The 26,334-nt window shown below is 63.7% G+C and carries 22 protein-coding genes; 6 read left to right on the top strand and 16 right to left on the bottom strand.

Features of this window, described 5'->3' with window-relative positions; translation table 11 throughout:
* Positions 1-213: 213 nt before the first annotated feature.
* From argC to QCE63_RS00100, 3 genes are all read right to left on the bottom strand, one after another.
* A complete protein-coding gene (argC, locus tag QCE63_RS00110; protein WP_309829365.1) occupies positions 214-1,167 on the bottom strand; it encodes an N-acetyl-gamma-glutamyl-phosphate reductase in 954 nt (317 codons plus the stop codon).
* Between the two features lie 46 nt (positions 1,168-1,213).
* The gene (locus tag QCE63_RS00105; RefSeq protein ID WP_309829363.1) at positions 1,214-1,828 is read right to left on the bottom strand and encodes a flavodoxin family protein; all 615 of its coding nucleotides are present in this window, start codon (positions 1,826-1,828) and stop codon (positions 1,214-1,216) included.
* 180 nt (positions 1,829-2,008) lie between these two features.
* On the bottom strand, positions 2,009-2,599 hold the full coding sequence (locus QCE63_RS00100; protein ID WP_309829361.1) for a YbhB/YbcL family Raf kinase inhibitor-like protein: 591 nt from the start codon (positions 2,597-2,599) through the stop codon (positions 2,009-2,011).
* Positions 2,600-2,887: 288 nt separating this feature from the next.
* Here QCE63_RS00100 and QCE63_RS00095 point away from each other — a divergent pair, with 288 nt between their 5' ends.
* Positions 2,888-3,601, top strand: coding sequence for a response regulator (locus QCE63_RS00095; RefSeq protein WP_309829359.1), 714 nt, complete (start codon positions 2,888-2,890; stop codon positions 3,599-3,601).
* A gap of 96 nt (positions 3,602-3,697) precedes the next feature.
* Here the strand turns inward: QCE63_RS00095 and QCE63_RS00090 are convergent, their stop codons facing one another.
* A complete protein-coding gene (locus QCE63_RS00090; protein ID WP_309810461.1) occupies positions 3,698-4,384 on the bottom strand; it encodes an orotate phosphoribosyltransferase in 687 nt (228 codons plus the stop codon).
* A gap of 546 nt (positions 4,385-4,930) precedes the next feature.
* Here QCE63_RS00090 and QCE63_RS00085 point away from each other — a divergent pair.
* Positions 4,931-7,210 (top strand): NADP-dependent malic enzyme, encoded by a 2,280-nt coding sequence (locus QCE63_RS00085; RefSeq protein WP_309829357.1) that lies wholly within the window; start codon positions 4,931-4,933, stop codon positions 7,208-7,210.
* 287 nt (positions 7,211-7,497) lie between these two features.
* Here QCE63_RS00085 and QCE63_RS00080 read toward each other — a convergent pair whose 3' ends face one another.
* Positions 7,498-11,085, bottom strand: a complete 3,588-nt coding sequence (locus QCE63_RS00080) for an indolepyruvate ferredoxin oxidoreductase family protein (protein ID WP_309829355.1) — start codon at positions 11,083-11,085, stop codon at positions 7,498-7,500.
* Positions 11,086-11,431: 346 nt separating this feature from the next.
* Here QCE63_RS00080 and QCE63_RS00075 point away from each other — a divergent pair, with 346 nt between their 5' ends.
* Positions 11,432-11,638 (top strand): hypothetical protein, encoded by a 207-nt coding sequence (locus QCE63_RS00075; RefSeq protein WP_309829354.1) that lies wholly within the window; start codon positions 11,432-11,434, stop codon positions 11,636-11,638.
* A 104-nt stretch (positions 11,639-11,742) separates the two neighbouring features.
* Here QCE63_RS00075 and hppD read toward each other — a convergent pair whose 3' ends face one another.
* The gene (gene hppD, locus QCE63_RS00070) at positions 11,743-12,846 is read right to left on the bottom strand and encodes a 4-hydroxyphenylpyruvate dioxygenase (protein WP_309829351.1); all 1,104 of its coding nucleotides are present in this window, start codon (positions 12,844-12,846) and stop codon (positions 11,743-11,745) included.
* A 146-nt stretch (positions 12,847-12,992) separates the two neighbouring features.
* Here hppD and QCE63_RS00065 point away from each other — a divergent pair, with 146 nt between their 5' ends.
* On the top strand, positions 12,993-13,508 hold the full coding sequence (locus tag QCE63_RS00065) for an Lrp/AsnC family transcriptional regulator (protein ID WP_309829349.1): 516 nt from the start codon (positions 12,993-12,995) through the stop codon (positions 13,506-13,508).
* A 66-nt stretch (positions 13,509-13,574) separates the two neighbouring features.
* On the opposite strand, the gene QCE63_RS00060 is transcribed toward QCE63_RS00065, so the two are convergent.
* From QCE63_RS00060 to QCE63_RS00020, 9 genes are all read right to left on the bottom strand, one after another.
* On the bottom strand, positions 13,575-14,240 hold the full coding sequence (locus tag QCE63_RS00060; protein WP_404990066.1) for a GNAT family N-acetyltransferase: 666 nt from the start codon (positions 14,238-14,240) through the stop codon (positions 13,575-13,577).
* A gap of 211 nt (positions 14,241-14,451) precedes the next feature.
* Positions 14,452-15,063, bottom strand: coding sequence for a TetR/AcrR family transcriptional regulator (locus QCE63_RS00055; RefSeq protein WP_309829348.1), 612 nt, complete (start codon positions 15,061-15,063; stop codon positions 14,452-14,454).
* A gap of 61 nt (positions 15,064-15,124) precedes the next feature.
* A complete protein-coding gene (locus QCE63_RS00050; RefSeq protein ID WP_309829346.1) occupies positions 15,125-15,925 on the bottom strand; it encodes a DUF1835 domain-containing protein in 801 nt (266 codons plus the stop codon).
* A gap of 146 nt (positions 15,926-16,071) precedes the next feature.
* Positions 16,072-17,160, bottom strand: a complete 1,089-nt coding sequence (paaE, locus tag QCE63_RS00045; protein WP_309829344.1) for a 1,2-phenylacetyl-CoA epoxidase subunit PaaE — start codon at positions 17,158-17,160, stop codon at positions 16,072-16,074.
* Positions 17,161-17,208: 48 nt separating this feature from the next.
* On the bottom strand, positions 17,209-17,757 hold the full coding sequence (gene paaD / locus QCE63_RS00040; protein WP_309829342.1) for a 1,2-phenylacetyl-CoA epoxidase subunit PaaD: 549 nt from the start codon (positions 17,755-17,757) through the stop codon (positions 17,209-17,211).
* The gene (paaC, locus tag QCE63_RS00035) at positions 17,757-18,554 is read right to left on the bottom strand and encodes a 1,2-phenylacetyl-CoA epoxidase subunit PaaC (RefSeq protein ID WP_309829340.1); all 798 of its coding nucleotides are present in this window, start codon (positions 18,552-18,554) and stop codon (positions 17,757-17,759) included. The genes paaD and paaC overlap by 1 nt, the downstream gene beginning before the upstream one ends.
* An 11-nt stretch (positions 18,555-18,565) precedes the next feature.
* The gene (gene paaB, locus QCE63_RS00030) at positions 18,566-18,850 is read right to left on the bottom strand and encodes a 1,2-phenylacetyl-CoA epoxidase subunit PaaB (protein WP_309829338.1); all 285 of its coding nucleotides are present in this window, start codon (positions 18,848-18,850) and stop codon (positions 18,566-18,568) included.
* Positions 18,851-18,880: 30 nt separating this feature from the next.
* Positions 18,881-19,897, bottom strand: a complete 1,017-nt coding sequence (gene paaA, locus QCE63_RS00025; protein WP_309829335.1) for a 1,2-phenylacetyl-CoA epoxidase subunit PaaA — start codon at positions 19,895-19,897, stop codon at positions 18,881-18,883.
* 384 nt (positions 19,898-20,281) lie between these two features.
* Positions 20,282-21,760 (bottom strand): MFS transporter, encoded by a 1,479-nt coding sequence (locus tag QCE63_RS00020; protein ID WP_309829332.1) that lies wholly within the window; start codon positions 21,758-21,760, stop codon positions 20,282-20,284.
* A 183-nt stretch (positions 21,761-21,943) separates the two neighbouring features.
* Here QCE63_RS00020 and QCE63_RS00015 point away from each other — a divergent pair, with 183 nt between their 5' ends.
* A complete protein-coding gene (locus QCE63_RS00015; protein WP_309829330.1) occupies positions 21,944-23,206 on the top strand; it encodes a TIGR03862 family flavoprotein in 1,263 nt (420 codons plus the stop codon).
* Positions 23,207-23,231: 25 nt separating this feature from the next.
* Here the strand turns inward: QCE63_RS00015 and QCE63_RS00010 are convergent, their stop codons facing one another.
* A complete protein-coding gene (locus tag QCE63_RS00010; protein ID WP_309829328.1) occupies positions 23,232-24,383 on the bottom strand; it encodes a class I SAM-dependent methyltransferase in 1,152 nt (383 codons plus the stop codon).
* 168 nt (positions 24,384-24,551) lie between these two features.
* Here QCE63_RS00010 and QCE63_RS00005 point away from each other — a divergent pair, with 168 nt between their 5' ends.
* Entirely contained in the window at positions 24,552-25,850 is a 1,299-nt protein-coding gene (locus tag QCE63_RS00005; RefSeq protein WP_309829326.1) for an SGNH/GDSL hydrolase family protein, read from the top strand.
* The last annotated feature ends 484 nt before the right edge of the window (positions 25,851-26,334 follow it).

Here is a 26,334-nt window from a genome sequence, read left to right as displayed (position 1 = left end):
GTGTGGAACCGGCGCAACGGCGTATGTTGCATCGCATCATAAGCGTCGGTATAGTTACTCCTGTCTCCTCCATGTCTCCACTGATATGGATTCAGCCCGCCAGCTTGGCGGGCTTTTTTTCGTCTGCGGCTTTTGATGCTGCGATGCCTCGAAACAGCGAAAAGGCCGGTGCGCCTTGAAGCGGACCGGCCTTTTGTCTTCGCACCGCCGCAATCAGCGCACGAGTCCCGCTTCTTCGTCAGCGCCGATGGCCAGGTTCATGCACTGGATCGCCGCGCCCGACGCACCCTTGCCCAGATTGTCCAGCCGCGCCACCGTGACAAAACGCTCATCGTTGCCGAACACGAAGACGTCGACGCGATTGGTGTCGTTGCAGGCCTGCACGTCAAAGAAACCGGCGTCGAGATTGCTGTCGGCGTCGAACGGCATCACGCGGACGAACGGCTCGTTGTTGTAATACTCGGCCAGCATGTTGCGCACGTCCTGCGGCCTGGCAGGACGCGTGAGCTGATCGGGCGAGAAATAGGTCGTGACGGCCAGGCCCTTGAGGAACGGGCCGACGATCGGCGTAAAAATCGGCGCGCGCTTCAGTCCCGTGCGTACCGACATCTCCGGCAGATGCTTGTGCGTCAGGCCGAGCGCATAGGCGCGCGGGCTCATCAGCAGTTCGTTGCCGCCCGCTTCATACTCCGCGATCATTTTCTTGCCGCCGCCGCTGTAGCCGGTGATGGAATAGGCATGCGCGTCGAAATCGGCGGGAACGAGTCCGCCTGCGACCAGCGGCTGCACCGACAGCACGAATGCCGAAGCGTGGCAGCCCGGCACGGCGATCCGTTTGGCCGTGCGCAGACGTTCGCGTTGCGCGCGCGCCAGTTCCGGCAGGCCATACGCCCAGTCGTCCTGCGTGCGGAACGCGGTACTCGCGTCGATCATCACGGTGCGCGTGTTGCCGGCATCGACGAGTGAAACCGATTCGCGCGACGCAACGTCCGGCAGACACAGGAACGTCACATCAGATGCATTGATGAGGCGGCGGCGCTCCTCGACGTCCTTGCGCTTCGCATCCTCGATGCGCAACACCTCGATGTCACGGCGTTGCGACAGATATTCAAAAATCTTCAGGCCGGTGGTGCCTTCCTGTCCGTCGACAAATACTTTCGTGGTCATCTCGATCTCGCTGGTTCGTGCGGCCGCTCGCCGCAAAACCGCTATTTTAAGGCGATTCCGAGGCGGCCTCGTGTCCGCCGTTTTCCGGGGCCGCCGCGTTGCCGGTCCAGCGTGCCGTCACGGCCGCGATACGCGCGCCGAATGCCTTCGCGGTTTCGAGATCGCCGGGCGGGGGCGCTTCGTCGGGTGACGCGTCCGCGGGCGATTGCGTCAACAAGCCTGTGAAGCCGCCGATGAAGTTCAAATCGTTGCGGGTGGCCGCCTTCGTGTTCGACGGCATCATGCCGGTGCCGGCCCAGATCATGCCGTGCTGCATCGCCAGGGTGACGAAGTAGGAGATGGTCAGGAACTTGTCGCCGTTCATGTGAGCGGAATTGGTGAAGCCCGCCGCAACCTTGTCCTTCCATTTTTGCGCGAACCAGGGCTTGGAGCTGGCGTCGGCGAATTTCTTGAAGTCGGCGGACGGTCCGCCCATGTACGTGGGCGCGCCGAAGACGATGGCATCGGCGGCGTCGAGGTCGTTCCATGCGGCGTCGTCGAGGTCCGCGACGGCAATCAACTTGACGCTCGCACCCGCATCGGTCGCGCCGGCAAGCACGGCCTCGGCGACCTTCTTCGTGTGGCCGTAGCCGCTGTGATAGACGATGGCAATAGTCGGCATGATGGGCTTGAGTCTTTCCACGTTGGGCGGCATGCGTGAGGGAGGGCGCCAGACGCGCCCTGCTTGCGCCTGGATGCGACACCGCCGGACGGTGGAGAACGGTGGGGAAGGGTTCCGGCCAGTCTAGCAAAGTCGGCCGGCGGCTTACCGGCGCGACCGCACGGTTCGCGCACGCTATGGCTAGCGGCCGTAACTGAAAGTCAGCTGCGCCGTGGCAATGGCCATCGTGCGGATCTCATGCTCGAACATCAGCGCCGGCGTGCCCTGGCGCAGCCGCAGGTCGTTGCTGTCGAGCGCATACACCGTCACCACATAGCGGTGCGCCTTGCCGGGCGGCGGGCACGGACCGCCGTAGCCGTCGGTATCCCAGTCGTTGCGGGCCTCGATCGCGCCCATCTTGCGCAGCACGCCCGATGCGCTGGCGTTGTTCGGCAGGCGCTCGGTGCCGCCGGGAATGCCCGCGACTGCCCAGTGCCACCAACCGCGTCCGGGCGCGTCCGGATCGAAGATGGTCACCGCGAAGCTGCGCGCATTCGCCGGCGCGCCGCGCCAGGAAATTTGCGGCGAGCGGTTGCCGCCCGTGCAGCCGGCCTGGTCGAACAGCAGCTCACGCCCGATCGGCTTGCCAGGAGCCAAGTCCGCGCTGGTCACGGTGAAGGCGGTGTCGGCCGCCGCTGCGCGTGAATAAGGCAGCGCCGCGGCGGCGCCGAGAATGAAAAGGACAGATGCGACCAAGCCACTCGATTCCCCGCTTCGACCAGTAAGGCGCATGGGCCGACCTCCTTTCAAAATCGTTGCGGTTAATCTGCGATTCGCTGACCGAAACGACGTTTTTTGTCTCATGGATGCGCTTCTTGACAGGTTGCAGTTTAACATTGCAACAAAGGTTTAAAGCCTTTATCGCGTGAGAGTTAGCCAATGGCTTGGGTTTGTTTTGATTTTGGACGGAAAGCGAGCGGGATGGCGAGGCCGGTCTTTTCCGAACATTTTGAATGAAAAAATGAATAATTCGATGCAAATTCGCGCGGCATGCAAACCATCCATTTACGGGAAATTTGAATGAGCCAGCGAATAACGGTCATCATTGCAGACGATCATCCAGTGATTTTGTTTGGCGCCACGCAGGCGCTCAGCAAGTTTCCCGAAATCGACGTCGTGGGCCAGGCGCGCCAGTCGACCGAACTCATCCAGCTCCTGCAAAAGACGCCCTGCGACGTCCTCGTCACAGATCTCGCCATGCCCGGCGGCTCGTACGGCGACGGCATGCCGCTGCTCGGCTATATCGGGCGGCAGTTCCCGCGCGTGAAACTCGTGGTGCTGACCATGCTCGAGAATCCGGCGCTGCTCAAACGCCTGCGCGAGGTGGGCGTGATGTCCATCATCAACAAGGCCGACGACATGAACCACATCGGCTGGGCCATCCAGCACGTGATGCGGGCCCAGGAATATCTCGGGCCGTCCGTCAAGGCGGCGCTCGACAGCATGGGCCTCGCCACGAACGGACAGCAGCGCGGCGTGATTCTTTCGAAGCGCGAACTGGAGGTCGTGCGCCTGTTTGTCTCGGGCATGACGATTACGGAAATCGCCGCGCAGTTACGGCGCAGTATCAAGACCATCAGCACGCAAAAGAATACGGCCATGCGAAAACTCGGCATCGAACGGGATTCCGAATTGTTTCAATACGCGCAGAGCAACGGATTAATGAATCTCTCGGCGTATTCCGGCGACGGCAGTATCGACCATTCTCCGGTTTCAAGCTCGCACACGCTGTAAGCGCAGTATCGCGGAATAAAAAAAAAGCCGCTGACTCGGGTCAGCGGCTTTTTTGTCAGCGGCTTCTGCTTTTATGCAGCCATCAAACAGAAATGCTTATTGCGGAGCAGCGGTTGCGCCACCGTGGGCAGCGGACCATTCAGCCGGCGAATGCAGGAATTTCTCGACTTCATCCAGCGTCTTCGTTTCGAAGTAGCCCTGTTCCTTGGCAACCCGCAGGACGTCCCACCACGTGGCGAGCGCGTGCAGGTCGACGTCGATGTCCTTCAGGACCGACACGCTTTCCTTGAAGATGTTGTAGTGGAACAGCACGAAACAGTGATTCACGGTCGCGCCGGCGGTGCGCAGCGCGTTGATGAAGTTGATCTTGCTGCGGCTGTCGGTCGTCAGGTCTTCGACCAGCAGCACACGCTGGCCTTCTGTCAGCAAACCTTCGATCTGCGCATTGCGTCCGAAGCCCTTCGGCTTCTTGCGGACGTATTGCATCGGCACCATCAGGCGGTCGGCGATCCACGCGGCAAACGGAATGCCGGCCGTTTCGCCGCCCGCGACCGCGTCGATCTGCTCGTAGCCGACGTCGCGCAGGATGGTCGACTCGGCCATTTCCATCAGGCCGCGGCGCACGCGCGGGTAGGAGATCAGCTTGCGGCAATCGATATACACCGGGCTCGCCCAGCCGGACGTGAAGATGTACGGTTTTTCCGCGTTGAAATGCACCGCCTGGACTTCGAGGAGCATCTTGGCGGTGGTGTCGGAGATCGTCTGGCGATCGAAGCCTGTCATGGGCGAATCCTTGGACTTGATATGAAGCTTGCTGGGCGTGGAGGCGGCCGTGAGGGCCTTTGGCGCGGGTTCGACGCGAAAGAGCCGCTCGACGACGGGCTGTTGACGTGTGCCGCGCGTGCCGGCGGGACGAAGCGCTGCGGCGCCCGGGTCCCGAACCGTGCGGAGCCAGCCCGGGATTTTACCCGAGGCGGCGTGCCGGAGCGAGGACCCTGGCCGAACAGACATCCCGCCGGACGACTCTGCCAAAGGCGCGCCTGACATGAACCGGGCGATCCGCTCAAATCCGACGAAATGGGTCCGGCGCGCACTGGAATACGCGCCGAAACGTTGCATCGCGTCATTTCAAAAGCGGGGTGTACACTGGACGTCCCAAAAATTCCGAACGCCCCGTCTGCTCGTCCCATCCGGCCAGCAGCATGTTGCGCCCACCCGGCGCGTCGGGCCTGCGACACCTGGTCCATCGAGTCACATTCCCGCATTCACGGTAGCGGTCGACGGCAGTGTGAACCCTGTTCAAATAATTTCCAACGTCTCAGGTCAATCATGGACGAACAACTGAAGCAAAGCGCCCTCGCGTATCACCAGAATCCGCGTCCGGGCAAGATCTCTGTCACGCCGACCAAACCCCTGTCCAACCAGCTCGACCTCTCGCTCGCGTATTCGCCGGGCGTGGCCGCCGCGTGCATGGCAATCTACGACGAACCCCTCGACGCGCAGAAGTACACCTCGCGTGCGAATCTCGTCGGCGTCGTGACGAACGGCACGGCAGTGCTCGGTCTCGGCAATATCGGCCCGCTCGCGGCCAAGCCGGTGATGGAAGGCAAGGGCTGCCTGTTCAAGAAGTTCGCGGGCATCGACGTGTTCGACATCGAACTGGCTGAAACCGATCCGGACAAGCTCGTCGACGCCATCGCGATGCTCGAGCCGACGCTCGGCGGCATCAACCTCGAAGACATCAAGGCGCCGGAATGCTTCTATATCGAGAAGAAGCTGCGCGAACGCATGAAGATTCCCGTCTTCCATGACGATCAGCACGGCACGGCGATCATCGCGTCGGCGGCGATTCTCAACGGCCTGAAAGTGGTCGGCAAGAAGCTGGACGAAGTCAAGCTGGTGTGCTCGGGCGCGGGCGCGGCGGCGATCGCGTGCCTGGACTTGCTGGTGCACCTCGGCCTGAAGAAGTCGAACACGCTGGTGATCGATTCGAAGGGCGTGATCTATGAGGGGCGCGGCAATCTGGACGCGTCGAAGGAACGGTATCAGGCGAGCACCGACGCGCGCACGCTCGGCGATGCGATGCACGGCTGCGACGTCTTCCTCGGCTGCTCCAGCGCCGGCGTGCTGAAGCCGGAGATGGTCGTGACGATGGCGGACAAGCCGCTGATCCTCGCGCTGGCGAATCCGGAACCGGAAATCCGGCCGGAAGAGGCGAAGAAGGTGCGCCCGGACTGTATCGTGGCAACGGGCCGTTCGGACTATCCGAACCAGGTCAACAACGTGCTGTGCTTCCCGTTCATCTTCCGCGGCGCGCTGGATGTCGGCGCAACGACCATCACGGAAGAGATGAAGCTCGCGTGCGTGCATGCGATCGCCGAACTCGCGGAAGAAACCGATCAGGGCGATGAAGTCGCCAAGGCCTATGAAGGTCACTCGCTGGAATTCGGTCCGGAGTATCTGATTCCGAAGCCGTTCGATCCGCGTCTCATCATCAAGATCGCGCCGGCTGTCGCGCAGGCTGCGATGGACTCGGGTGTCGCGACGCGTCCGATCAAGGACATGGACGCCTATCGCGAGACGCTCGGCGCGACCGTGTATCGCACGGGCATGGTGATGCGTCCGGTGTTCGCGGCGGCAAAGGCCGCGCCGGCGCGCATCGTGTTCGCGGAAGGCGAGGATGAGCGCGTGCTGCGCGCCGCGCAGTTCGTGCTGCTGGAGAAGATTGCGAAGCCGATCATCGTTGGCCGGCCGGCTGTCGTCGAAATGCGTCTGCAGAAAATGGGCTCCAAGCTGAAGCCGGGCGCCGATTTCGAGATCGTGAATCCCGAGGACGATCCGCGTTATCAGAAGAGCTGGCAGGCGTATCACGAAATCGCCGCGCGCGATGGCGTGACGCCCGAAGGCGCGAAGGCCGCGCTGCGCAAGTTCAACACGCTGATCGGCGCAATCCTGATTCACACCGGCGATGCGGACGGCATGATCTGCGGCCTGATCGATACGTATCAGGACCATTTGAAGTTTGTGGATCAGGTGCTGGGCAAGGCGAAGGGCGCGAACAACTTCGCGGCGATGAACCTGCTGATGCTGCAAGGACGCAATCTCTTCATCAGCGACACCTACGTCAACGAGTCGCCGACCGCCGAGCAGCTGGCCGACATGACGATTCTCGCTGCGCGCGAGATCGAGCGGTTTGGCGTGCAGCCGAAGGTGGCGTTGCTGTCGAACTCGAACTTCGGCAGCGTGCCGAACGCGTCGAGCAAGCGCATGGCCGAGGCGCGCAAGCTGATTGCCGAGCGGGCGCCGACGCTGGAAGTGGACGGCGAAATGCACGGCGATGCCGCGTTGTCCGAGGCGGTGCGTAAGGCGTCGTTCCCGGGTACGACGTTGACGGGTGAAGCCAACCTGCTGATCATGCCGAACGTCGAAGCGGCGAACATTACGTATAACCTGCTCAAGATGGTGAGCGGCGAGGGCGTGACGGTGGGGCCGTTCCTGCTGGGCGCCGCCAAGCCGGTGCATATCCTGACGCCGGCGGCGACAGTGCGGCGGATCATCAACATGACCGCGGTGGCGAGCGCGAATGCGAGCGTCGCGAAGGCGAAGTAGGGCGGTTGGATGTCGATGATGTGATGTGAAAAACGGCGATCCGGGTGACCGGATCGCCGTTTTGTTGGGTGCTGCGAGTTCGGAAGGGATCAGGCGTCGCCCTGCCTGATGCGGGTCATGGACGGCTCGAACGGCCGATCTACCGGATCGATTTAAAGCGGGTTTAGCGAGTTTAGGAAATTTCGATAACTTCGCTAAACGCGCTATGACTGGTCAAGAAGGCCAACAGAATTCGGCGAGGTGTCAGGCGAGAAGAGAAAGGCCGGCCTCTCTCCTCAGTCATCCCCTCACGCCACCTGCCGCTTTTCCCCGCCTTCACCACCACGCCACCGCGCCAGCAACTTCTCCCACTTCACCTTCGCGGCCTTCACGTTGTTTTCCTTGATGTGTCCATAACCGCGCATCGCGTCGGGCAGGTTCGCCAGTTCGATCGCCAGCGGCAACTTCTGCACCGTGAGCCCGTCGATGATTTCCCGCACCATCGCCTCGTACTCGCCGATCAACGCCCGCTCCATCTTCCGTTCTTCGGTACGACCAAACGGATCCAGCGCCGTGCCGCGCAGGAACTTGAGCCGGGCGAGCACGCGCATCGCGGACATCATCCACGGGCCGTACTGCTTCTTGACCAGATGCCCGTGCGCGTCCTTCTTCGACGTAGTCGGCGGCGCGAGATGCATCTTGATCTTCCAGTCGCCCTCGAAGCTGCTCTTCACTTTCTCGATGAACGCCGGGTCCGCGTACAGCCGTGCGACTTCGTACTCGTCCTTGTAGGCCATCAGCTTGTGCAGGTTCTTCGCGACGGTTTCCGTCAGCGCATACTGGCCGTCGCCCATGCCGAGGCTCGCTTCGGCCGTGCGCACTTCCGCGACGATCCGACCATAACGCGACGCATACGCGCTGTTCTGGTACTTCACCAGATAGTCGAGACGCTTTTCGATCAAACTGTCCAGCGCCTTCGGGGTATGCAGCGCGACGACCTTGCCCGCCGCGCTATCTTGCATGCCGCGTTGTCCCTGCGTGAGCCGCTGCACGGCGTCGAGATCGTGCGCCGCGCGGCGTCCCCATTCGAACGCGGCGAGATTCTTCTCGACCTGCACGGCGTTCAGCTCGATCGCGCGCATCAGCGATTCATGCTGCAACGGCACCCAGCCCTTCTGCCACGCGTAACCGAGCACGAACGGGTTGGTATAGATCGCGTCGCCCATCAGCGCGACGGCAAACCGGTTCGCATCGACGAGCGCCACGTGCTCGCCCGCCGCCGCGCGGATATCCGCCTCCGCGCTCGCGCCGGGGAAACTCCAGTTCGGGTTCTTGATGAAGTCGGCGGTCGGCGTCTGCGCGCTGTTCACGACCACACGCGTATGGTTGGGCTGCATCCGCGAGCCGCACTCGTTGCTCGCCGTCACGATCGCGTCGCAGCCGATCACCAGATCCGCCTCGCCCATCGCGATGCGGGTCGCATGAATGTCGGCCGGACGATTGGCGATCTGCACATGGCTCATCACCGCGCCGCCCTTCTGCGCGAGACCGGTGACGTCGAGCACCGTGACGCCCTTTTGCTCCAGATGCGCGGCCATGCCGAGCAGCGCGCCGATCGTCACGACCCCCGTGCCGCCCACGCCCGTCACCAGCACGCCATACGGCCGCGCGATCTCGGGCAGTTCGGGCGTCGGTACGGGCGGCATCGTATCGGCGCCGACGCTCGTCGCCTTCGGCTTTTTCAACTGTCCGCCCTCGATGGTGACGAAGCTCGGACAGAAGCCGTTCGCACACGAATAGTCCTTGTTGCAGGTCGACTGGTTGATCTGCCGCTTCGTGCCGAATTCGGTTTCCAGCGGTTCGACCGACAGGCAGTTCGACTTCACGGAACAATCGCCGCAACCTTCACAAACCGCCTCGTTGATGACGACGCGCTTCGCCGGATCAGGGAACGCGCCGCGCTTCCTGCGGCGGCGCTTTTCGGTCGCGCAGGTCTGGTCGTAGATCAGGATCGACGTGCCCGGCACTTCGCGCAACTGACGCTGGATGTCGTCGAGCAGGTCGCGATGATGCACGTCGATGCCCGGTGCAAGACCGGTCGTCGGGGTGTATTTCTCCGGCTGATCCGTGACGATGACGATCTTCGCCGCGCCCTCCGCCGCCAGTTGATGCGTGATCTGCGGCACGGTCAGGACGCCGTCGACGGGCTGGCCGCCGGTCATCGCGACCGCATCGTTGTAGAGGATCTTGTAGGTGATGTTCACCTTCGCCGCGATCGCCGCGCGAATCGCGAGCAGGCCCGAATGGAAGTAGGTGCCGTCGCCGAGATTGGTGAACACGTGCTTGTCGTTCGAGAACGGCGCCTGCCCCACCCACGCGACGCCTTCGCCGCCCATCTGGCTGAAGGTGCTCGTGTTGCGGTCCATCCAGACCGTCATGTAGTGGCAGCCGATGCCCGCCATCGCGCGCGAGCCTTCCGGCACGTTGGTCGAGGTGTTATGCGGACAGCCGGAACAGAACCACGGCTTGCGCTCCGCCTCGACGCGCGGTCGCGCCAGCGCCTTTTCCTTCGCGTCGATCACCGCGAGCCGCGTCGCGATGCGGGCGCGCACGTCGGCGGGCAGATCGAACTTTTCGAGACGCGTGGAGATGGCCTTCGCGATGATCGCCGGCGACAGTTCGTAGTGCGCGGGCAGCAGCCAGTTGCCCATCGGCACGGACCATTCGCCGCCGGCGCCATCTTTTTCGTCGAACTTGCCGTAGACGCGCGGGCGCTGGGCGTCCGGCCAGTTGTAGAGCTCTTCCTTGATCGCGTATTCGAGAATCTGGCGCTTTTCCTCGACGACCAGAATTTCCTCGAGGCCGCGCGCGAATTCGTGCGCGCCTTGCGCTTCGAGCGGCCAGACGCAGCCGACCTTGTAAAGCCGGATGCCGATTTGCGCGCAGGTGGCGTCATCGAGACCGAGATCGGTCAGGGCCTGGCGGACGTCGAGATATGCCTTGCCGCCGGTCATGATGCCGAAGCGCGCATGCGGCGAATCGATTTCTACACGGTCCAGCTTGTTGGCCCGCACATAGGCCAGCGCGGCGTACCACTTATAGTCGAGCAGACGCGCTTCCTGCACGAGCGGCGGGTCCGGCCAGCGGATATTGAGACCGCCTTCGGGCATCGCGAAATCGGTGGGAAGCACGATTTGCGTGCGATGCGGATCGATATCGACAGAAGCGGACGATTCCACCACGTCGGTCACGCATTTCATCGCGACCCACAGGCCGGAGTAGCGGCTCATGGCCCAGCCGTGCAGGCCGAAGTCGAGATATTCCTGCACGTTCGACGGAAACAGCACCGGCAGGCCACACGCCTTGAAGATGTGTTCGGACTGGTGCGCAAGGGTCGACGACTTCGCCGCGTGGTCATCGCCGGCGAGCACGAGGACGCCGCCATGGCGCGCCGAACCTGCGGAATTGCCGTGCTTGAAGACATCGCCCGAACGGTCGACGCCGGGGCCCTTGCCGTACCACATCGAGAACACGCCGTCGTACTTGGCGCTGGGATAAAGATTGACCTGCTGCGAGCCCCACACGGCGGTGGCGGCGAGGTCTTCGTTGACGCCCGGCTGGAAGACCACCTGATGGCCGGCGAGATGCTTTTTCGCCTTCCAGAGGGACTGGTCGAGACCGCCCAGGGGAGAACCGCGATAGCCGGAGATGAATCCGGCCGTATTGAGCCCGGCGGCCTTGTCGCGTTCTTGCTGGAGCATCGGCAAGCGCACCAGCGCCTGGATGCCGCTCATATACGCGCGGCCGCGTTCGAGCGTGTATTTGTCGTCTAGCGTGACGGATTTCAGCGCGGCTTCTAGCGAAGCTCTTTGTTCTGCGTCTAGCGGGGCGTTCATTATGTGTCTTCCTCCACCCGAGGTTTGGGATCACCAAAGCATGTTTCGGGCCGTCCGCGTCTTGTGAACGCTCGGCCGCGACTTCCAGTGTGCCAATGCGATGGTTTTTCCGGCACTGGGGCAAACCCGTTTGAAATTACTCAACTAGCAGCGCTTTGCGTCAAATCCTTGACGATTTGGCGGCAAACGGGAGGGTTTTGTTACAGCATGTAAAACCGACATCGCGATGGAACCCTCCGGTTCCATCGTGTCTAACATGGCGCTTCCGGTATTTTCGCGCCGTTCCTTGTGCGCGCATTTTTCACCCGGAAGCAGGCAGTACACATGCAGTTAGAAGGAGATAACGATGAAACAACGCCACATCCAGAATTTCTTGATGGTCTCGACCGCCTTTTTCGCGATCAGCGCGCCGGTCGGCGCGCGGACGCAGGGCGCGTCGCCATTCGGGGCGTCGTCGGTTGCACAGGTCGCGCAGATGCGCGTTCAGTCCGTTCAGGCAGGCGCCGAGAAGCGCCGCGCATCGGAAAGCAGCGACGACGAGACGGCGGGCTGACCCGCTCGCGGGATTCGTCCAGCCGGGCGGATCGCCAGAAATGACAAAGGGGCATGAACCATCCAGGTTCATGCCCCTTTTCCTTTGCCGGGGATTTCAGCAACTTAGCCGGCGGTCGTGTCCTTCAATACACCGCGGCGCATCTGATCCAGCTCGATGGATTCGAACAGCGCCTTGAAGTTGCCCTCGCCGAATCCCTCGTTGCCTTTGCGCTGGATGATTTCGAAGAAGATCGGTCCGATCTGGTTCTCGGTGAAGATCTGGAGCAGGATTTCGTCCTTGGTTCCGTCGATCAGGATCTTGCGTTTCTTCAACTCGGCGACCGATTCCACATGCCCCGGCACGCGCCGGTCGACTAGCTCGTAATACGTGTCGATGGTGTCGAGCAGCGCAATGCGCGCGCTGCGCAGGCCATCGACGGTCGTGTAAATGTCGTTGGTGCCGAGCGCAATGTGCTGGATGCCTTCACCGCGATAGGCGTCGAGATATTCCTGAATCTGTCCGGCGTTTTCCGAGCCTTCCTCGTTGATCGGAATGCGGATCTTGCCGCACGGCGAAGTCATCGCCTTCGACTTCACCGCCGTCACCTTGCCCTCGATATCGAAGTAACGCACCTCGCGGAAGTTGAACAGCCGCTCGTAGAACTCGGCCCATTCGACCATGCGGCCGCGATGGACGTTGTGGGTCAGGTGATCGATGTAGGTCAGGCCGTGGCCGACCGGATTCTGTTCGGCGCCGGGAATCGGCTCGAAGTCGACGTCGTAGATGCTGATGTCGCCGATGCTGCCCGGCTGCGCGCCGTTCTTGCCGCGCCAGCGGTCCACGAAGTAGATCAGCGAATCGCCGATGCCCTTGATGGCCGGGATGTTCAGTTCCATCGGGCCGGTCTTGTTGTCGAAGCCCCAGGCGCCGAGTTCGAGCGCGCGCTGGTAGGCCTGGGCGGCATCGGCGACGCGGAAGGCGATCGCGCAGATGGACGGGCCGTGCAGGCGGGCGAAGCGTTGCGCGAACGAGTCGGGCTCGGCATTCACGATGAAGTTGATCTCACCCTGACGATACAACGTGACGTCCTTGTGGCGATGCTTCGCGATGGCCGTAAAGCCCATCTGCTCGAACAGCTTGCCGAGCGCAACCGGATCCGGTGCGGTGTACTCGATGAATTCGAAGCCGTCGGTGCCGACGGGATTTTCCCAGGTCGTTGCGGTCATGCGGTGTCTCCGGAAATTTGTTCTGCGCGAACGCGCGACGTGGAGACAGTTTAGTCATGGCGATGGAGCAAAAACTTGCGAAACAAATCGCCAATTCATAGACTTGCGCTAGTTAATGCCAAAAACACACATATGGGAGCCAGGAAATGGCTGAAGCGGGAATCGACTCCGAACTGGACACGATAGACCGACGCATTCTGGCGATCCTCCAGGAAAACGGACGGCTGTCCAATCAGGAGATTGCGGAGCGCGTCAATCTTTCACCGAGTCCGTGTTTGCGACGCATCCGGCGGCTGGAGGAAAGCGGCGTCATCCGCGGCTATGTCGCGCTGCTCGATGCGAAGAAGCTTGGCCTCGGCCTGCTGGCCTATATCAATGTGCGGCTGGAGAAACGCGGCGGCACGCAGGCCGCGGCCGGAACGCCGAAGACGCCGACGCACGGCGACCTGTTCCGAGAGGCGGTGCGCTCCTGGCCGGAAGTCGTTGCTTGCGACGCGATGACGGGCGAGATGGACTTTCTGCTGCGCGTGCAGGTGCGCGACATGGATGACTTTTCCCGCTTCGTGCAGGAGCAGTTGCTGCACCATCCATCGGTGATCGATGTCAGGTCGAGCTTTTCGCTCGAACGCATCAAGGAAACGACGGCATTGCCGCTGCGTTGACCGCTGCGGAAAAGCACAAGGGCAGCCGAAGCCGCCCTTGTTTTCGTGCAATGCGAGCGAGGAAAATCAGGCGGCGTCGGCCGTCGGCATGAACGCCTGGAACATCTGCGATGCACGATGCGCCTGGCGCTTGATGGCGTAGTCGAACACGGCGGCTTGCTCCTGCAGCATCTCGGTCATGATGCTGTTCTGGTCGGCCGGCGCGAGCGACAGATAGGCGTCCGCTTCGCCATACGCGTACTCGATCTTCATGCCCGACTTCCTGGCGATATGCATCATCGTCGAATTGCGCGACAGGCAATGCATGTAGAGCACCGAAACGTGCGTGTTGCGGCTGCGCATGGCCGCGCGCGCGAACAGCTTCGATCCGACACCGCGCCCGCGGGCGCTTTCCAGCACCGACACCCCGAATTCTGCGGTGCGCCTGTCGCCTTCGACAGGCAGATAGGCCAGATGGCCGACGCCGATGAGTTCCAGCGCATCGCCGAACACGCCGAACACCTTGTCGTCCGAGAAATTGATGTTGCGCACATAGTTCTCGATCACGTGATCGGGGACTACCTGACCGAAGCGCAGAAGACGATCGTCTTCTTCGAGGGCGAGGAAGTGGCTGAGCAGACGCTCGCGATCGGCGGAAGAAAGCTCGCGGACCAAAACCGGCGGACGTGCGTCAGTCAGCGGCGGATCGTTCGGCGCGATCTGCTCGGCGGTGCGGTTGAGGGTCAGTTCCACGGCGTTTCTCCTTCATTCGTCATGCAGCATGCTGCAAAGCAAGACAAATTTTAACGGATTCCAGAAAAACGAGTACGGGAAAACCCTTAACAACTCTAGGTGAGCCGTTCTAAACGGGTGCTAAATTTGTGATTAGAGACGAATAATCAAGGAGTTATGCGCCGGCGATCAAACGCGCGATTACCATCTGAGACATGTTGCGTCGCAACAATCAGGTGTCTGGGTGGCCTCCGAGCCCATGCTCGATCATGTCCACCACCTGATCGGCGAACTCGCGGTAGCCGAGCTTGCCGCCCGGCTTGAGCCAAGTGAAGGTCCAGTTGATCATGCCGAAGACCATCATCGTGAGCGCGGTCTGGTTGTCCCGGGAAGCGCGCTTTGGATACGCCCGCGCCAGCTGGCGCGCGAACGCGGCGACGATATCGCGCTGACGGTCCAGGACGATCTGGCGCTGTGCTTCCTCCAGATATTTCACGTCGTTGAGGAGCGCGACGTGGCGGCTGTGCGAGGTCTCGTATTCGGCGAGAAACGCCCGCACCAGATCGGCGAAGGCTTCGCGCTCGCCGAGACCGCGCCGCTGGCTCGCGCCTTCCACCTCCGCGATGATCAGCATCAGCCGCTTGGTGTAGCGGTCGAGCAGATCGAACAGGATGGCTTCCTTGCTCTCGTAGTAGTGGTAGAGACGGGCCTTCGAGGTGCCGCTTGCCGCGGCCAGATCGGCCATCGACGTGCTGGGGTAACTCGTCTGGGCGAACTTCGCGGCGGCGAGTTCGAGGATCTGTTCGCGTTGGGTTTCGTGGTCGGCTGCTTTGGTACGGGCCATGTGTCGTGATGGTGCGTTCTTATGGATTCGATGCAGCTTCAATACCGATGTCAGATGCGCTTCAGCGGCGCAATTCGGCTTGTGCGATGTCCGACGGCGTGCCCCGGATCTTCAGCCGACCCGCGACGGCGAGTTCACGCAGGCGCCAGAACGCGACGGAATCGGAGAGCATGAAGTCGAAACGCTGGCCCATCGCCGCGCCTGCGATCCGCCGTGCCGGCTGCCATTCGGGGCTGGCGAGATCGAGCAGTGCTTCGTCGACGTCCAGCCAGGTGCCCGACACCAGCATGTTGTCGCGCAGCCGGCGCGTTTCGGCGCTGGCATATTTCGCTTCCTGCCATTCGAGCGCGAGGCGGCTGATGCGCAGCACGGAAATGGGCGCGGCAGTCGGCAGTTTTGCGAGCAGCTGTTTCGGCGAAAACATGCCGACGGCGGTTGCGCGGTCCGGGCGTCCGGGAAAGCCGGACGAGCCATCTTCGGCGTCGATCTGCAAATCGTCATGCGACAGCTTCGCCTCGTTCAGCCGCTGGGGCGCGTTGCGCAGATAAAAGGCGGTGCGCCGCAGCGTGAGTTGATCGGCGGCGCTTTGGCCATGCCATACGACGACCTGCCCATCGCCGCGGGTGAGGCGGTCGAGCACGCCGAGTTGTTCCTCGAGTTGCTCTTCGAAGTCCATCGCGCTGTTCAGGACCTGTCGCCAGAACGCGGCGCGCGTGAGCGCGGAATCGTCGACGTCGCGGATGGGGCCGACCGCCAGGTCGTCGCGCAGCGTCACGACGCGGTCTGCGCGTTCTGCGCTGAGCAAGGCTTCGGTGAGGGACTGCGCCGCGCTGTCGCCATTGACGACGTGAATCGTGTTCATGGGTGTCGGAATGCCGGAAAACTGAAGGAACGCTCGAAGGGAGCGATCCTAGTTTACGCGAATCGACTCCCGCCCGGCGGTCGCCTGTCCGCCCGGATGCGCGACAGGCCGCTCATGCCTGCGCTCTTGCCGGTATTTCCGCCGGATCAGCGTTCGTCGAAACTCACGACCACGCGCTCGCTCAGCGGATGACATTGGCAGGTCAACACGAAACCGTCATCGATCTCGTGCTGTTCGAGCGTGTAGTTCTTGTCCATTTTCACTTCGCCTTCCAGCACCTTCGCGCGGCACGTGCAGCACACGCCGCCCTTGCATGCATACGGCAGCGCCAGTCCCGCCTTCAGTCCGACGTCGAGCACGCTCACGCCTTCGTAAGGCAGGCGCAGCTTGCGCCTCTTGCCGTCGATGATCAGTTCCAGATCGGCCGCCGGCGTGTTTTCCGTGATCTCGACAGGCGGTACACCCGCCTGCGGCAGCGGCGTGCCGAACCGTTCGACGTGAATCTGCTTCGGCGGCACGCCTGCGTCGCTCAACGCGGCTTCGGCCGCGTCCATCATCGGGCCGGGGCCGCAGATGAACGCCTCGTCGATGTTCTGCGGCGAGAGCAGCGTGTCCAGGAAGGCCTTGCACTTCGCCTGATCCAGCACGCCATTGAAGAGGTCCACGTCCTGAAGGTCGTCCGACAGCACGTGATACAGCGCGAACCGCTCCATGTAGCGATTCTTAAGGTCCTCGAGCTCCTCGGCGAACATGATGGCGTCGACGCTGCGATTGCCATAGACCAGCGTGAAGCGGCTGGTCGGCTCCGTGTCGAGCGTCGTCTTGATGATCGCCAGCACCGGCGTGATGCCCGAGCCGCCCGAGAACGCCACGTACTGTTTCGCGTGATCGGCGTTCAGGTGCGTGAAGAAGCGCCCGTCGGGCGTCATCACGTCGATCTCATGGCCAGGCTTGAGCGTCTCGAACGCGAAGTTCGAGAACCGTCCGCCGCGTACCCGCTTGATGCCGATGCGCAACTCGCCGTCGCGGTCGTAGTCGGTCACGCCGACGCAGATCGAGTACGAGCGGCGCGTCTCCTCACCGTCGATGTGCGTCTTCAGCGTCACGAACTGCCCTTGCGTGAAGCGGAAGGCGTCGCGCAAGGCCGGCGGGACGTCGAACGAAACGGTGAATGCGTCGGCGGTTTCGGGGCGCACCTCGCGGATGCGCAGCGGGTGGAATTGCGGAGTCGCCATTGTTATCGGCTCGCTTTCAATTGAATCGGATTGAATCGGGGCCGCGGTTCAGTACGGCTTGAAATAGTCGAACGGTTCGCGGCAATCCACACAGCGATACAGCGCCTTGCAGGCCGTGGAGCCGAATTGCGACAGTTGCTCCGTGTGCGTGGAACCGCAGCGCGGGCAGGCAACCGTTTCCCGCGCACGCGGCATGGAACGCGGCACGAAGCGGATCGGCTTCTCGGTCACGGCGCAGCTCCCCGACGGCGGCGCGATGCCGTAGCGCCGCAGTTTGTCGCGCGCTTCTTCGGTGATCCAGTCGGTCGTCCAGGCCGGCGCCAGCACCGTCTCGACGCGATGCGCGCCCAGTCCCGCATTGCCGATCGCCAGCGCGATGTCTTCCGCGATCTGTCCCATTGCAGGACAGCCCGAGTACGTCGGCGTGATAACGACTTCGAGCACGCCGTCGCCGCCCTGACGCACGTCGCGCAAAATGCCCAGTTCGCGGATCGACACCACCGGGATCTCCGGATCGGGCACCGTTTCCAGCACCGACCACGCGCGCTGGATCGTCGCGTTCATGTCGGCACGGGCAGGGACGCTGGCGGCGCTCATCACCAGCTTGCTCCGGGATGCTGCCGCGCCAGGCTCTGCATTTCCGCCAGCAGATAACCCATGTGATCCGAGTGCTCGCCTTGCTTGCCGGTGGTGACGTGACGCACTTCCGCGGGCGCGACGAGGGTCGCCTCGTCCAGCGCCGAGGCAAGCTGCTCGCGCCACGACGCTTCAAAACCGCTGGCCAGCGGCGCGATGCCCGCATCGGCCACGGCCTGTTCGATCGCATCGGTGGCAAAGAACTCGCGCGTGTACGGCATCAGGTAGTCGAGCGCCGCTTGCGTGCGCCGATGCGATTCCTCGGTGCCGTCGCCCAGGCGCACGAGCCAGTCGCGCGCGTGATGCAGGTGATAGCGCGTTTCCTTGAGCGACTTCGCCGCGATCGCCGCGAGCTGGGTATCGCCTGAGGTCTGCAGCGCCGTCCAGACCTCGGCCATCAGCGCCGAGTACAGGAAATTGCGCACGATCGTCACCGCGTAATCGCGGTCGGCGCGCGCGTTGCCGGCGAGCGGGCCGCAGTGCGGCAGCTCCGCCAGCGTGTAATTGGCGAACTCGCGTTCCGTACGGAAGTAGGCGTAGTCGTCCTCGGTTTTGTGGGCGCCGTTGAGCGCGGCGTCGAGCGTCGCCGCATGCGTGTAGAGCAGACGCGCCTGGCCGATCAGATCGAGGCTGATATTGGCCAGCGCGATGTCTTCCTCCAGCGCCGGGCCGTGGCTGCACCATTCCGCGTTGCGCTGGCCGAGGATCAGCGCGTTGTCGGCCAGCCGTAGCACGTAGGCGAGATGTTCCTGAGTCATGTCCCGCGCCCTTACATGTGATTGATTTCTTCGGGCAGCACGAAGAAGGTCGGATGGCGGTAGATCTTGTCTTCCGCCGGCTCGAACAGTTCGCCCTTGTCCGCCGGGTCCGACGCCGTGATCGCCGCCGACGGCACCACCCAGATGCTCACGCCTTCCTGGCGGCGCGTGTACACGTCGCGCGCCATGCGCAACGCCGCGCCCGCGTCAGGGGCGTGCAGGCTGCCGCAGTGCTTGTGATCCAGTCCCTGCTTGCTGCGCACGAACACTTCCCAGATCGGCCATTCCTTGTTCATCTTTGCTTCTCCTGTTTCTCGTCGCCCGGTTCAGGCGGCCTGCTTTTGGGTTCGCGCCCGCTGCTTTTCCGCATGGGCCAGCGCGGCTTCGCGCACCCACGCGCCCTCGTTGTGCGCTTTCACGCGCGTGGCGAGCCGCTCCTTGTTGCACGGACCATCGCCGTTGACCACGCGCCAGAACTCGTCCCAGTCGATCGCGCCGTAGTCGTGCGCGCCGCGCACCTCGTCCCATTTCAGGTCGGCGTCGGGCAGCGTGACGCCCAGGATGCGCGCCTGCTCGACGGTCGCATCGACGAACTTCTGACGCAGGTCATCGTTCGAGATGCGCTTGATGCCCCACGCGAACGACTGCCCGCTGTGGATCGAATCCTTGTCGCTCGGGCCGAACATCATCAGCACCGGCCACCACCAGCGGTTCACCGCCTGCTGCACGAGGTCCTTCTGCGCCTGCGTGCCCTTCATCATGGCGAGCAGCGCGTCGAAGCCCTGACGTTGATGGAACGACTCCTCCTTGCAGATGCGGATCATCGCGCGGGCGTAGGGCCCGTACGTGCAGCGGCAGAGCGGAATCTGGTTCATGATCGCGGCGCCGTCGACCAGCCAGCCGATCACGCCGACGTCGGCCCAGGTGGGCGTCGGGTAATTGAAGATGCTCGAATACTTGGCGCGCCCGGCGTGCAATGCGTCGACCAGCTGATCGCGCGAGACGCCCAGCGTTTCAGCGGCGCTGTAGAGATAGAGGCCGTGGCCGGCCTCGTCCTGGACCTTGGCCAGCAGGATCGCCTTGCGCTTCAGGCTCGGCGCGCGGCTGATCCAGTTGCCCTCGGGCTGCATGCCGATGATCTCTGAATGCGCATGCTGGGAAATCTGCCGCACCAGCGTCTTGCGATACGCCTCGGGCATCCAGTCCTGCGCTTCGATCTTGCCGTCGGCCTGCATCACGGCGTCGAAGCGGGTCTGGTCCGCGCTCTGGTCTGGAGAGGCGGCGGGCTTGCCAGAGGAGGCATCGGCCGCAGGGCTGGGGATATCGAGGGATTGGGTGTACATGGCAATACTCGCGCTCAAGGAAATCGCAGTGGGGGGATTATAAACCGACCGGACGGTCGGTGAATGATTTTTCGGAATGGGTTGGGGTAAATCAGCATGCGTGGAGAGGGGTTGGGGGATGCGGTAGATGTGAAGGAAGCCGAGGAGCGAGAGAAGTTGCGGAAGCGTGAGAGCAGGAGGAGTAGAGGAAGCCGGGGAAGCGGAAGACTCGGGGAAGCGGGGAAGCGGGGAAGCGGGGAAGCGGGGAAGCGGGGAAGCGGGGAGCCGAGGCAGCGAGAAAGCGGGAAGCCGGGGAAGGTGAGGGAAGCGGGGAAGGCGGGGAAAACGAGGAAGCGAAGGAGCGGCGACAATTGCCGCCGCTCGAAAACAGAAGAAAGCGCCGACTCAGCGCGCCTGTTGCGCGGTGAAGTCCTCGGCGTCGACGTCATAGCCCGACGGTTCCCAGCGTACCGCGAACAGCGCGACGAGTCCGGCGAGCGGTGCGACCGCGATGATCCAGAACACCTTCGTGCCGAGCGCCGCGGACAGCACCGGGAACAGGAACAGCGAAACGGTCGAACTGGCGCGCATCAGGGTCTGATTGAACCCGACGCCGACGCCGCGCAACGAGGTCGGATAGCTCAGCGATGCGAAAGTCATGCTGTGCGAGCCCGGTCCGACGCCTTGTCCGAGCAGGAACGCGGCCAGGAACCCGATGGCGAGCACGACTTCGGCGCCGGTCGAAGGCTTGCCGACGATCGCGAGCCCGACGAGTGCGGCGAGCTGGAACGCGTACCCGACCACCGACAGCTTCCAGGCGCCGTATTTCGGCACGGTGCGCACCGAGAACAGGCCGCCCGCGAAGGCGAAACACAGATTAAGCGCGAGCGAGGCGAGGATCGTCGTGAGCATCGACTGGGCGAGGAAGCTCGAGATGATCACCGGCAGGCCGAACGCGACGGCGTTGTACGCGAACGAGGAAGCGATCGCGATGACGGTCGCCAGCACGGTGCGGCGCAGATAGACGCCGCGCAGCAGCGCGCCGTAGTTGCTCCACGTCGCGCGGCGCGCCTTGGGCGGGGCGACGGCAGTATCGGCGACGCGTGCATCGATGCCATACGAACGCTTGAGAATTGCCGCCGCGCCCTTGAGATCGCCCTGGTTCGCCGCCCAAATGGGCGATTCGCTCATGTAGCGGCTGCGGATCACGATGATCGCGATCGCCGGCACGGCGCCGAAGCCCAGGATCAGGCGCCAGAGCCAGCCGGCATTGTGCGCGGGCAGGACGGCATACAGGCCGAGCACGAGCAGATAGGAAATGCTGATGGCCGCATACCAGACCGGGCACCACATCGCGACGCGGGCGGCCTTGTTGCCGCGGCCCTGCAGGCGCGAGAACTCGGCGAGGAACGCCATGGCGACCGGCAAGTCGATGCCCACGCCCAGCCCCATCACGAAGCGCGCGCCGCCGAGCGTCCAGGCATTGGGCGCGAGCGCGCAGGCGATGGCCGCGACGACAAAGAAGAACATGTCGGCCATGAAGACGCGGTAGCGGCCGATCTTGTCGGTGAGATAACCGCCGAGGAACGCGCCGATGATCGCGCCGAAGGTGATCGCGGACGCGACGAAGCCGGCGCCGGTCGGCGTCAGCGAGAATTCCCGCGCGATGTCCTTCATGCCGAACGCGAGCGCGCCGAGATCGTAGGCATCGAGGAAGATGCCGCCGAGCGCGATGGCGACGACCACGCGTGCATCGCTGCCGATGGCGGCGCCGTGGTTGACGAGCCGGGAGATATCGGCGGCGCTTTCGATGACGGGGCGCGGGTCGGGGGCGCCGGCTGAGGCGCTGGCCGAGGCGGGCTCGGGCGCGAGGGATACGGACATGGTCGGTCTGATTATGAAAAAAATTGTTGATGCAACGAATCGCGGGATCGTACTGGGCCGGGCGGACGCGCCCAAATTCTTTTTTGTTATTTAATGACTTACGAGCGGCAAGAAGGGGAAGCGCGGAGCGTCCCGATGCCCGGGTGCGACAATGTCGCTCCCTTTCGTTTCTGACCATCCAGCATGTCTTCAGTCGACAACATCGAATCGAGCGGCGTCGCGGTCGTGGGCGGCGGCCCGGCCGGGCTCATGGCTGCCGAGGCGCTCGCGACGGGTGGCGCACGGGTCGATGTGTACGACGCCATGCCTTCCGTCGGCCGCAAGTTCCTGATGGCCGGCAAGGGCGGCATGAACCTCACGCATTCCGAACCTGCCGACGCGTTTCTCGCGCGTTACGGCGCGCGCCGGCCGGATATCGCGCCGCTGCTCGCGCGTTTCGACGCCGCGGCGCTACGGGCGTGGGTAGACGGATTGGGCGTCGACACTTTCGTCGGCAGTTCCGGGCGCGTCTTTCCCACCGACATGAAAGCCGCGCCGATGCTGCGCGCCTGGCTGCATCGGCTGCGCGGGGCCGGCGTGACGTTCCACATGCGTCATCGCTGGCTCGGCTGGGCGGAAGACGGCGTGTCGGTGTCGCGGTTCGCCACGCCCACCGGCGAGAAACAGGTTCGTCACGATGCGCTGATCCTCGCGCTCGGCGGCGCAAGCTGGCCGCAACTGGGCTCGGACGGCGGCGCCCTGCCGCTGCTCGCGGCGCGCGGGGTGGAGGTGCGGCCGTTTCTTCCTTCGAACTGCGGCTTCGATGTCGGCTGGAGCGAGCACTTCAGCAGCCGTTTCGCGGGCGAGCCGCTCAAGTCGGTGGCGATCGGCTTGCCGGGCACGGACGGCGAAACGGCGTGGCGCGTCGGCGAGTGCCTGATCACGGCGCAGGGCATCGAGGGCAGTCTGATCTACGCGCTGTCGGCGCCGATACGCGAGCGGATCGCGGCCAGCGCAGGCCAGGGCGCGACGGTGCTGCTGGATCTGGTGCCGCAGCTTTCTGCCGAGCGGGTGCGTGACGAAGTGCTGCATCCGCGCGGCGCGCGCTCCATGTCGAGTCATTTGCACAGCCGCTTGCATCTGACCGGAGCGAAAGCGGGGCTGCTGCGCGAGTGCCTGACCAAAGCCGAATTCGCCGATCTCGACACCCTCGCCGCACGCATCAAGGCGCTACCGCTGCGCGTGTTGCGCCCGCGGCCGATCGCCGAGGTCATCAGCAGCGCGGGCGGCGTGGCGTTCGAATCGCTCGACGCGCGCTCGATGCTCACCGCCTTGCCCGGCGTGTTCTGCGCGGGCGAGATGCTCGACTGGGAGGCGCCGACGGGCGGTTACCTGCTGACGGCGTGTTTCGCGAGTGGTCTCGTCGCCGGCGAGGGCGCGCTCGGCTGGCTGGCCAGGCGCGGCTGAGCGCCAAAGCCGCCAGGAGAATGGACTAGGCGGCCACGAGACGCCAGAGCGACGTCACTTCCGCCGCGCGCGCGGCGTGCAGCGGATCCGTCTTGTCGGCGGCGCGCGGGTGATGCGGCTTCACGTCGATGCGCCCGTCCACCTTCAGGCCGGCGGCATCGATCCATTCCTGCAACTGTGCGCGCGTGCGCAATCCGAGATGTTCGGCGAAGTCGGACAGAATCAGCCAGCCTTCGCCGCCGGGTGTGAGATGCGCGGCGAGGCCGTCGAGGAAACCGCGCAGCATGCGGCTGTCGGGATCGTAGATCGCGTGCTCGATCGCGGCGCTCGGGCGTGCAGGCAGCCAGGGCGGATTGCAGACGATCAGCGGCGCGCGGCCGGCGGGAAACAAGTTGGCTTCCGTGACCTCGACCTGACGGCCGAGTCCGAGCCGCGACACGTTTTCCCGGGCGCAGGCGAGGGCGCGGGGATCGAGTTCCGTCGCCACCACGCGCTCGACGCTGCGTCTGGCGAGCAGCGCGGCCAGCACACCCGTGCCGGTGCCGATATCGAAGGCGAGTTCCCGCGACGGCAAGGGCTGGTTCGCGACGAGCTCGACGTATTCGCCGCGCACCGGCGAGAACACGCCGTACCAGGGATGGATGCGCGCGCCGAGCGCCGCGATCTCGACGCCCTTCTTGCGCCACTCGTGCGCCCCGACCAGCCCGAGCACTTCCCGCAAGGACACCACCGACGCCTCGTCGGATGCCGGACCGTAGGCTTCCTCGCAGGCCTCGCGCACATCGGGCGCGCGGCGCAGCGGAATGGCGTAGGTCTCGTCGAGCGGCAGCACGAGCATCGCCAGAGTGCGGGCGCGTTGCGACTGGGCGAGGCGGTGCAGATTGAAGGTATCGACCGGCGAAGTCTCCGGCGCGGCCTTTTTGGCCTTGCGCGGCTTGTTGTCGATGCGGCGCGCCATCGCCTGGAGAAGCTGCCGGGCGTTCTGGAAGTCGCCGCGCCAGACGATTGCCGTGCCTTCGCAGGCGAGCCGGTAGGCGTGATCGGCGGTCATCTGGTCATGGCCGATGACCACCCGCTTCGGCGGCGAGTTGCCGCTTTCCGATCGCCAGCGGGCCGAGCGGCTTTCGCCGTCCTCGTCCCACTCGAGTCGCTGAGGTGCTGTGGTTTGTGATTGCATATTGATGAGCCTGCGAGCCATCCGGAGCGGGCGGCGAAAAATGAACTGGCTGCATTGTGAGGCCAAACCGGGCGTTCCGTTCCTGCGAGCGAACGTTTCGCACGAATCGCGCCGCGGCGGGCATCGCGCTTCAGGCACAATCGATCCTTTTCCGCACGCCTTCGCCGAATGAAACGCTCCGTTCTCACCGCGATCTGCGCGGCTGCGCTGATCGCGCCATCCCTCTTCGTCCCGCACGCCTTCGCCGCCGATACCGCCGAGCCTCCCGCCGGCGAGCATTGGGTCAGCGCGTGGGGCACGGCGCTGCAGGCCATTCCGCAACTGGCGAACCTGCCGCCGCTGTACCGCGCGCCGGAGGTTGGCGGGCGGACCGTCCGGCAGATCGTCTATCCACAGGCCGACGGCAAGCGGGTGCGTCTGCGTATCAGTAATACCTTTGGGACGGAGCCGCTGGTTGTCGACGCGATGAGCGTTGCGCGATCGGCGGGCGGCAGTGGCGCGGCCCTTCGTCCGGGAAGCGCGCGGCCGGTGCTGTTCGGTGGACAAAAGCGCGTGACCGTGGCGCCGGGCGCGCAGATCACAAGCGATCCGGTGGAATTCACCGTCGATGCGCAGCAACCGCTCGCCGTGAGCCTGTTTCTGGGGAAGGACCAGAAGCTGGTCGCGTGGCATCGGGTCGCGACCCAGGTGAATTACATTTCGACGCCAGGCAACCATACCGACGACAATTCCGCCGGCCCGTTCCGAACGCGGTTCACGCAGTACGCGTGGCTGACGAATGTCGCGGTGGAGAGCACGTCGGCGCATGCGGTGGTGGCGATCGGCGATTCGATCACGGACGGCATGCGCTCGTCGATCAATGCCAACCGCCGCTGGACCGATGCGCTCGCGAGACAGATTGCGCGGAAGGATGGGGCGCAGACGGCTGTCGTGAACGTGGGCATCAGCGGGAATCGGCTGCTGAGCAACTCGCCCTGCTACGGGGAAGCGGTGGTGAACCGTTTCGAGCGTGATGCCTTGCGTCAGCCGGGGGTGCGCGCGGTGATCGTGCTGATCGGCATCAACGACATCAACTTCATGGCGATGCCCGCACATGCAGGCCTCGATTGCGATGCGCCCCATACGGAAGTCAACGCCGATGCGCTGGTGCGTGGCTATCAGCGGCTGATCGCGCAGGCGCACCAGCGTGGCATCAAGATTTACGGCGCGACGCTGACGCCGGCCTCGTTGCCGCCGGAGCGGGAGGCGATCCGCGCGGCGGTCAACCAGTCGATCCGGTCGAGCCGCGCGTTCGACGGCGTGATTGACTTCGATCAGGCGCTGCGCGACCCGGCGCACCCGACGGCGCTGCAGAAGCGGTATGACAGCGGCGACCACATTCATCCGAGCGACGCGGGATATGCCGCGATGGCGGCTGCGGTGCCGTCCGAGTTCGTTACGGGAACGGGCAAGCCGGTACAGAAATGAAGCGTTTGCAAAAAAGTTGCTTCATCACCTTGTCATCCGCGTCTGCTTGACCTAATATTCAGCCCCTCGTCGCAAGACGTTGGGCCGCTGCGAAAACGGGCGGCCTCCACGTCGGCAAATTTTGAAGCGAAAGCGAAAAAATAGTGTTGACAAGGAGAAAAAGATTCTTCATAATCTCGTTTCTCTGCTGCTGATGCAGCGACGCAAGACGGAAGTGCAGTGGTTCTGTTCTGCGATGTGCTCTTTAAAAACTAACAGCCGATAAGTGTGGGCGCTTGATGCGAGTGCGGTTGTGGTTCTTCGGAACTACGGCAGATAGCAAAAGTATCAAGAGTCTCACACGAAGTATCAGAGGAAGGTTTTTGTCTTGGGACGTGTCTTGAGGCATTAATCATCGTCAGTACGTTGAGTGAGCGACCGGTTCTTAACGGAACCGAAAACAGTAACAGGAATTGAACTGAAGAGTTTGATCCTGGCTCAGATT

The organism is Caballeronia sp. LZ065 (genome assembly GCF_031450975.1).
GTDB lineage: Bacteria > Pseudomonadota > Gammaproteobacteria > Burkholderiales > Burkholderiaceae > Caballeronia.
This window is presented reverse-complemented; position numbering and strand designations above follow the sequence as displayed.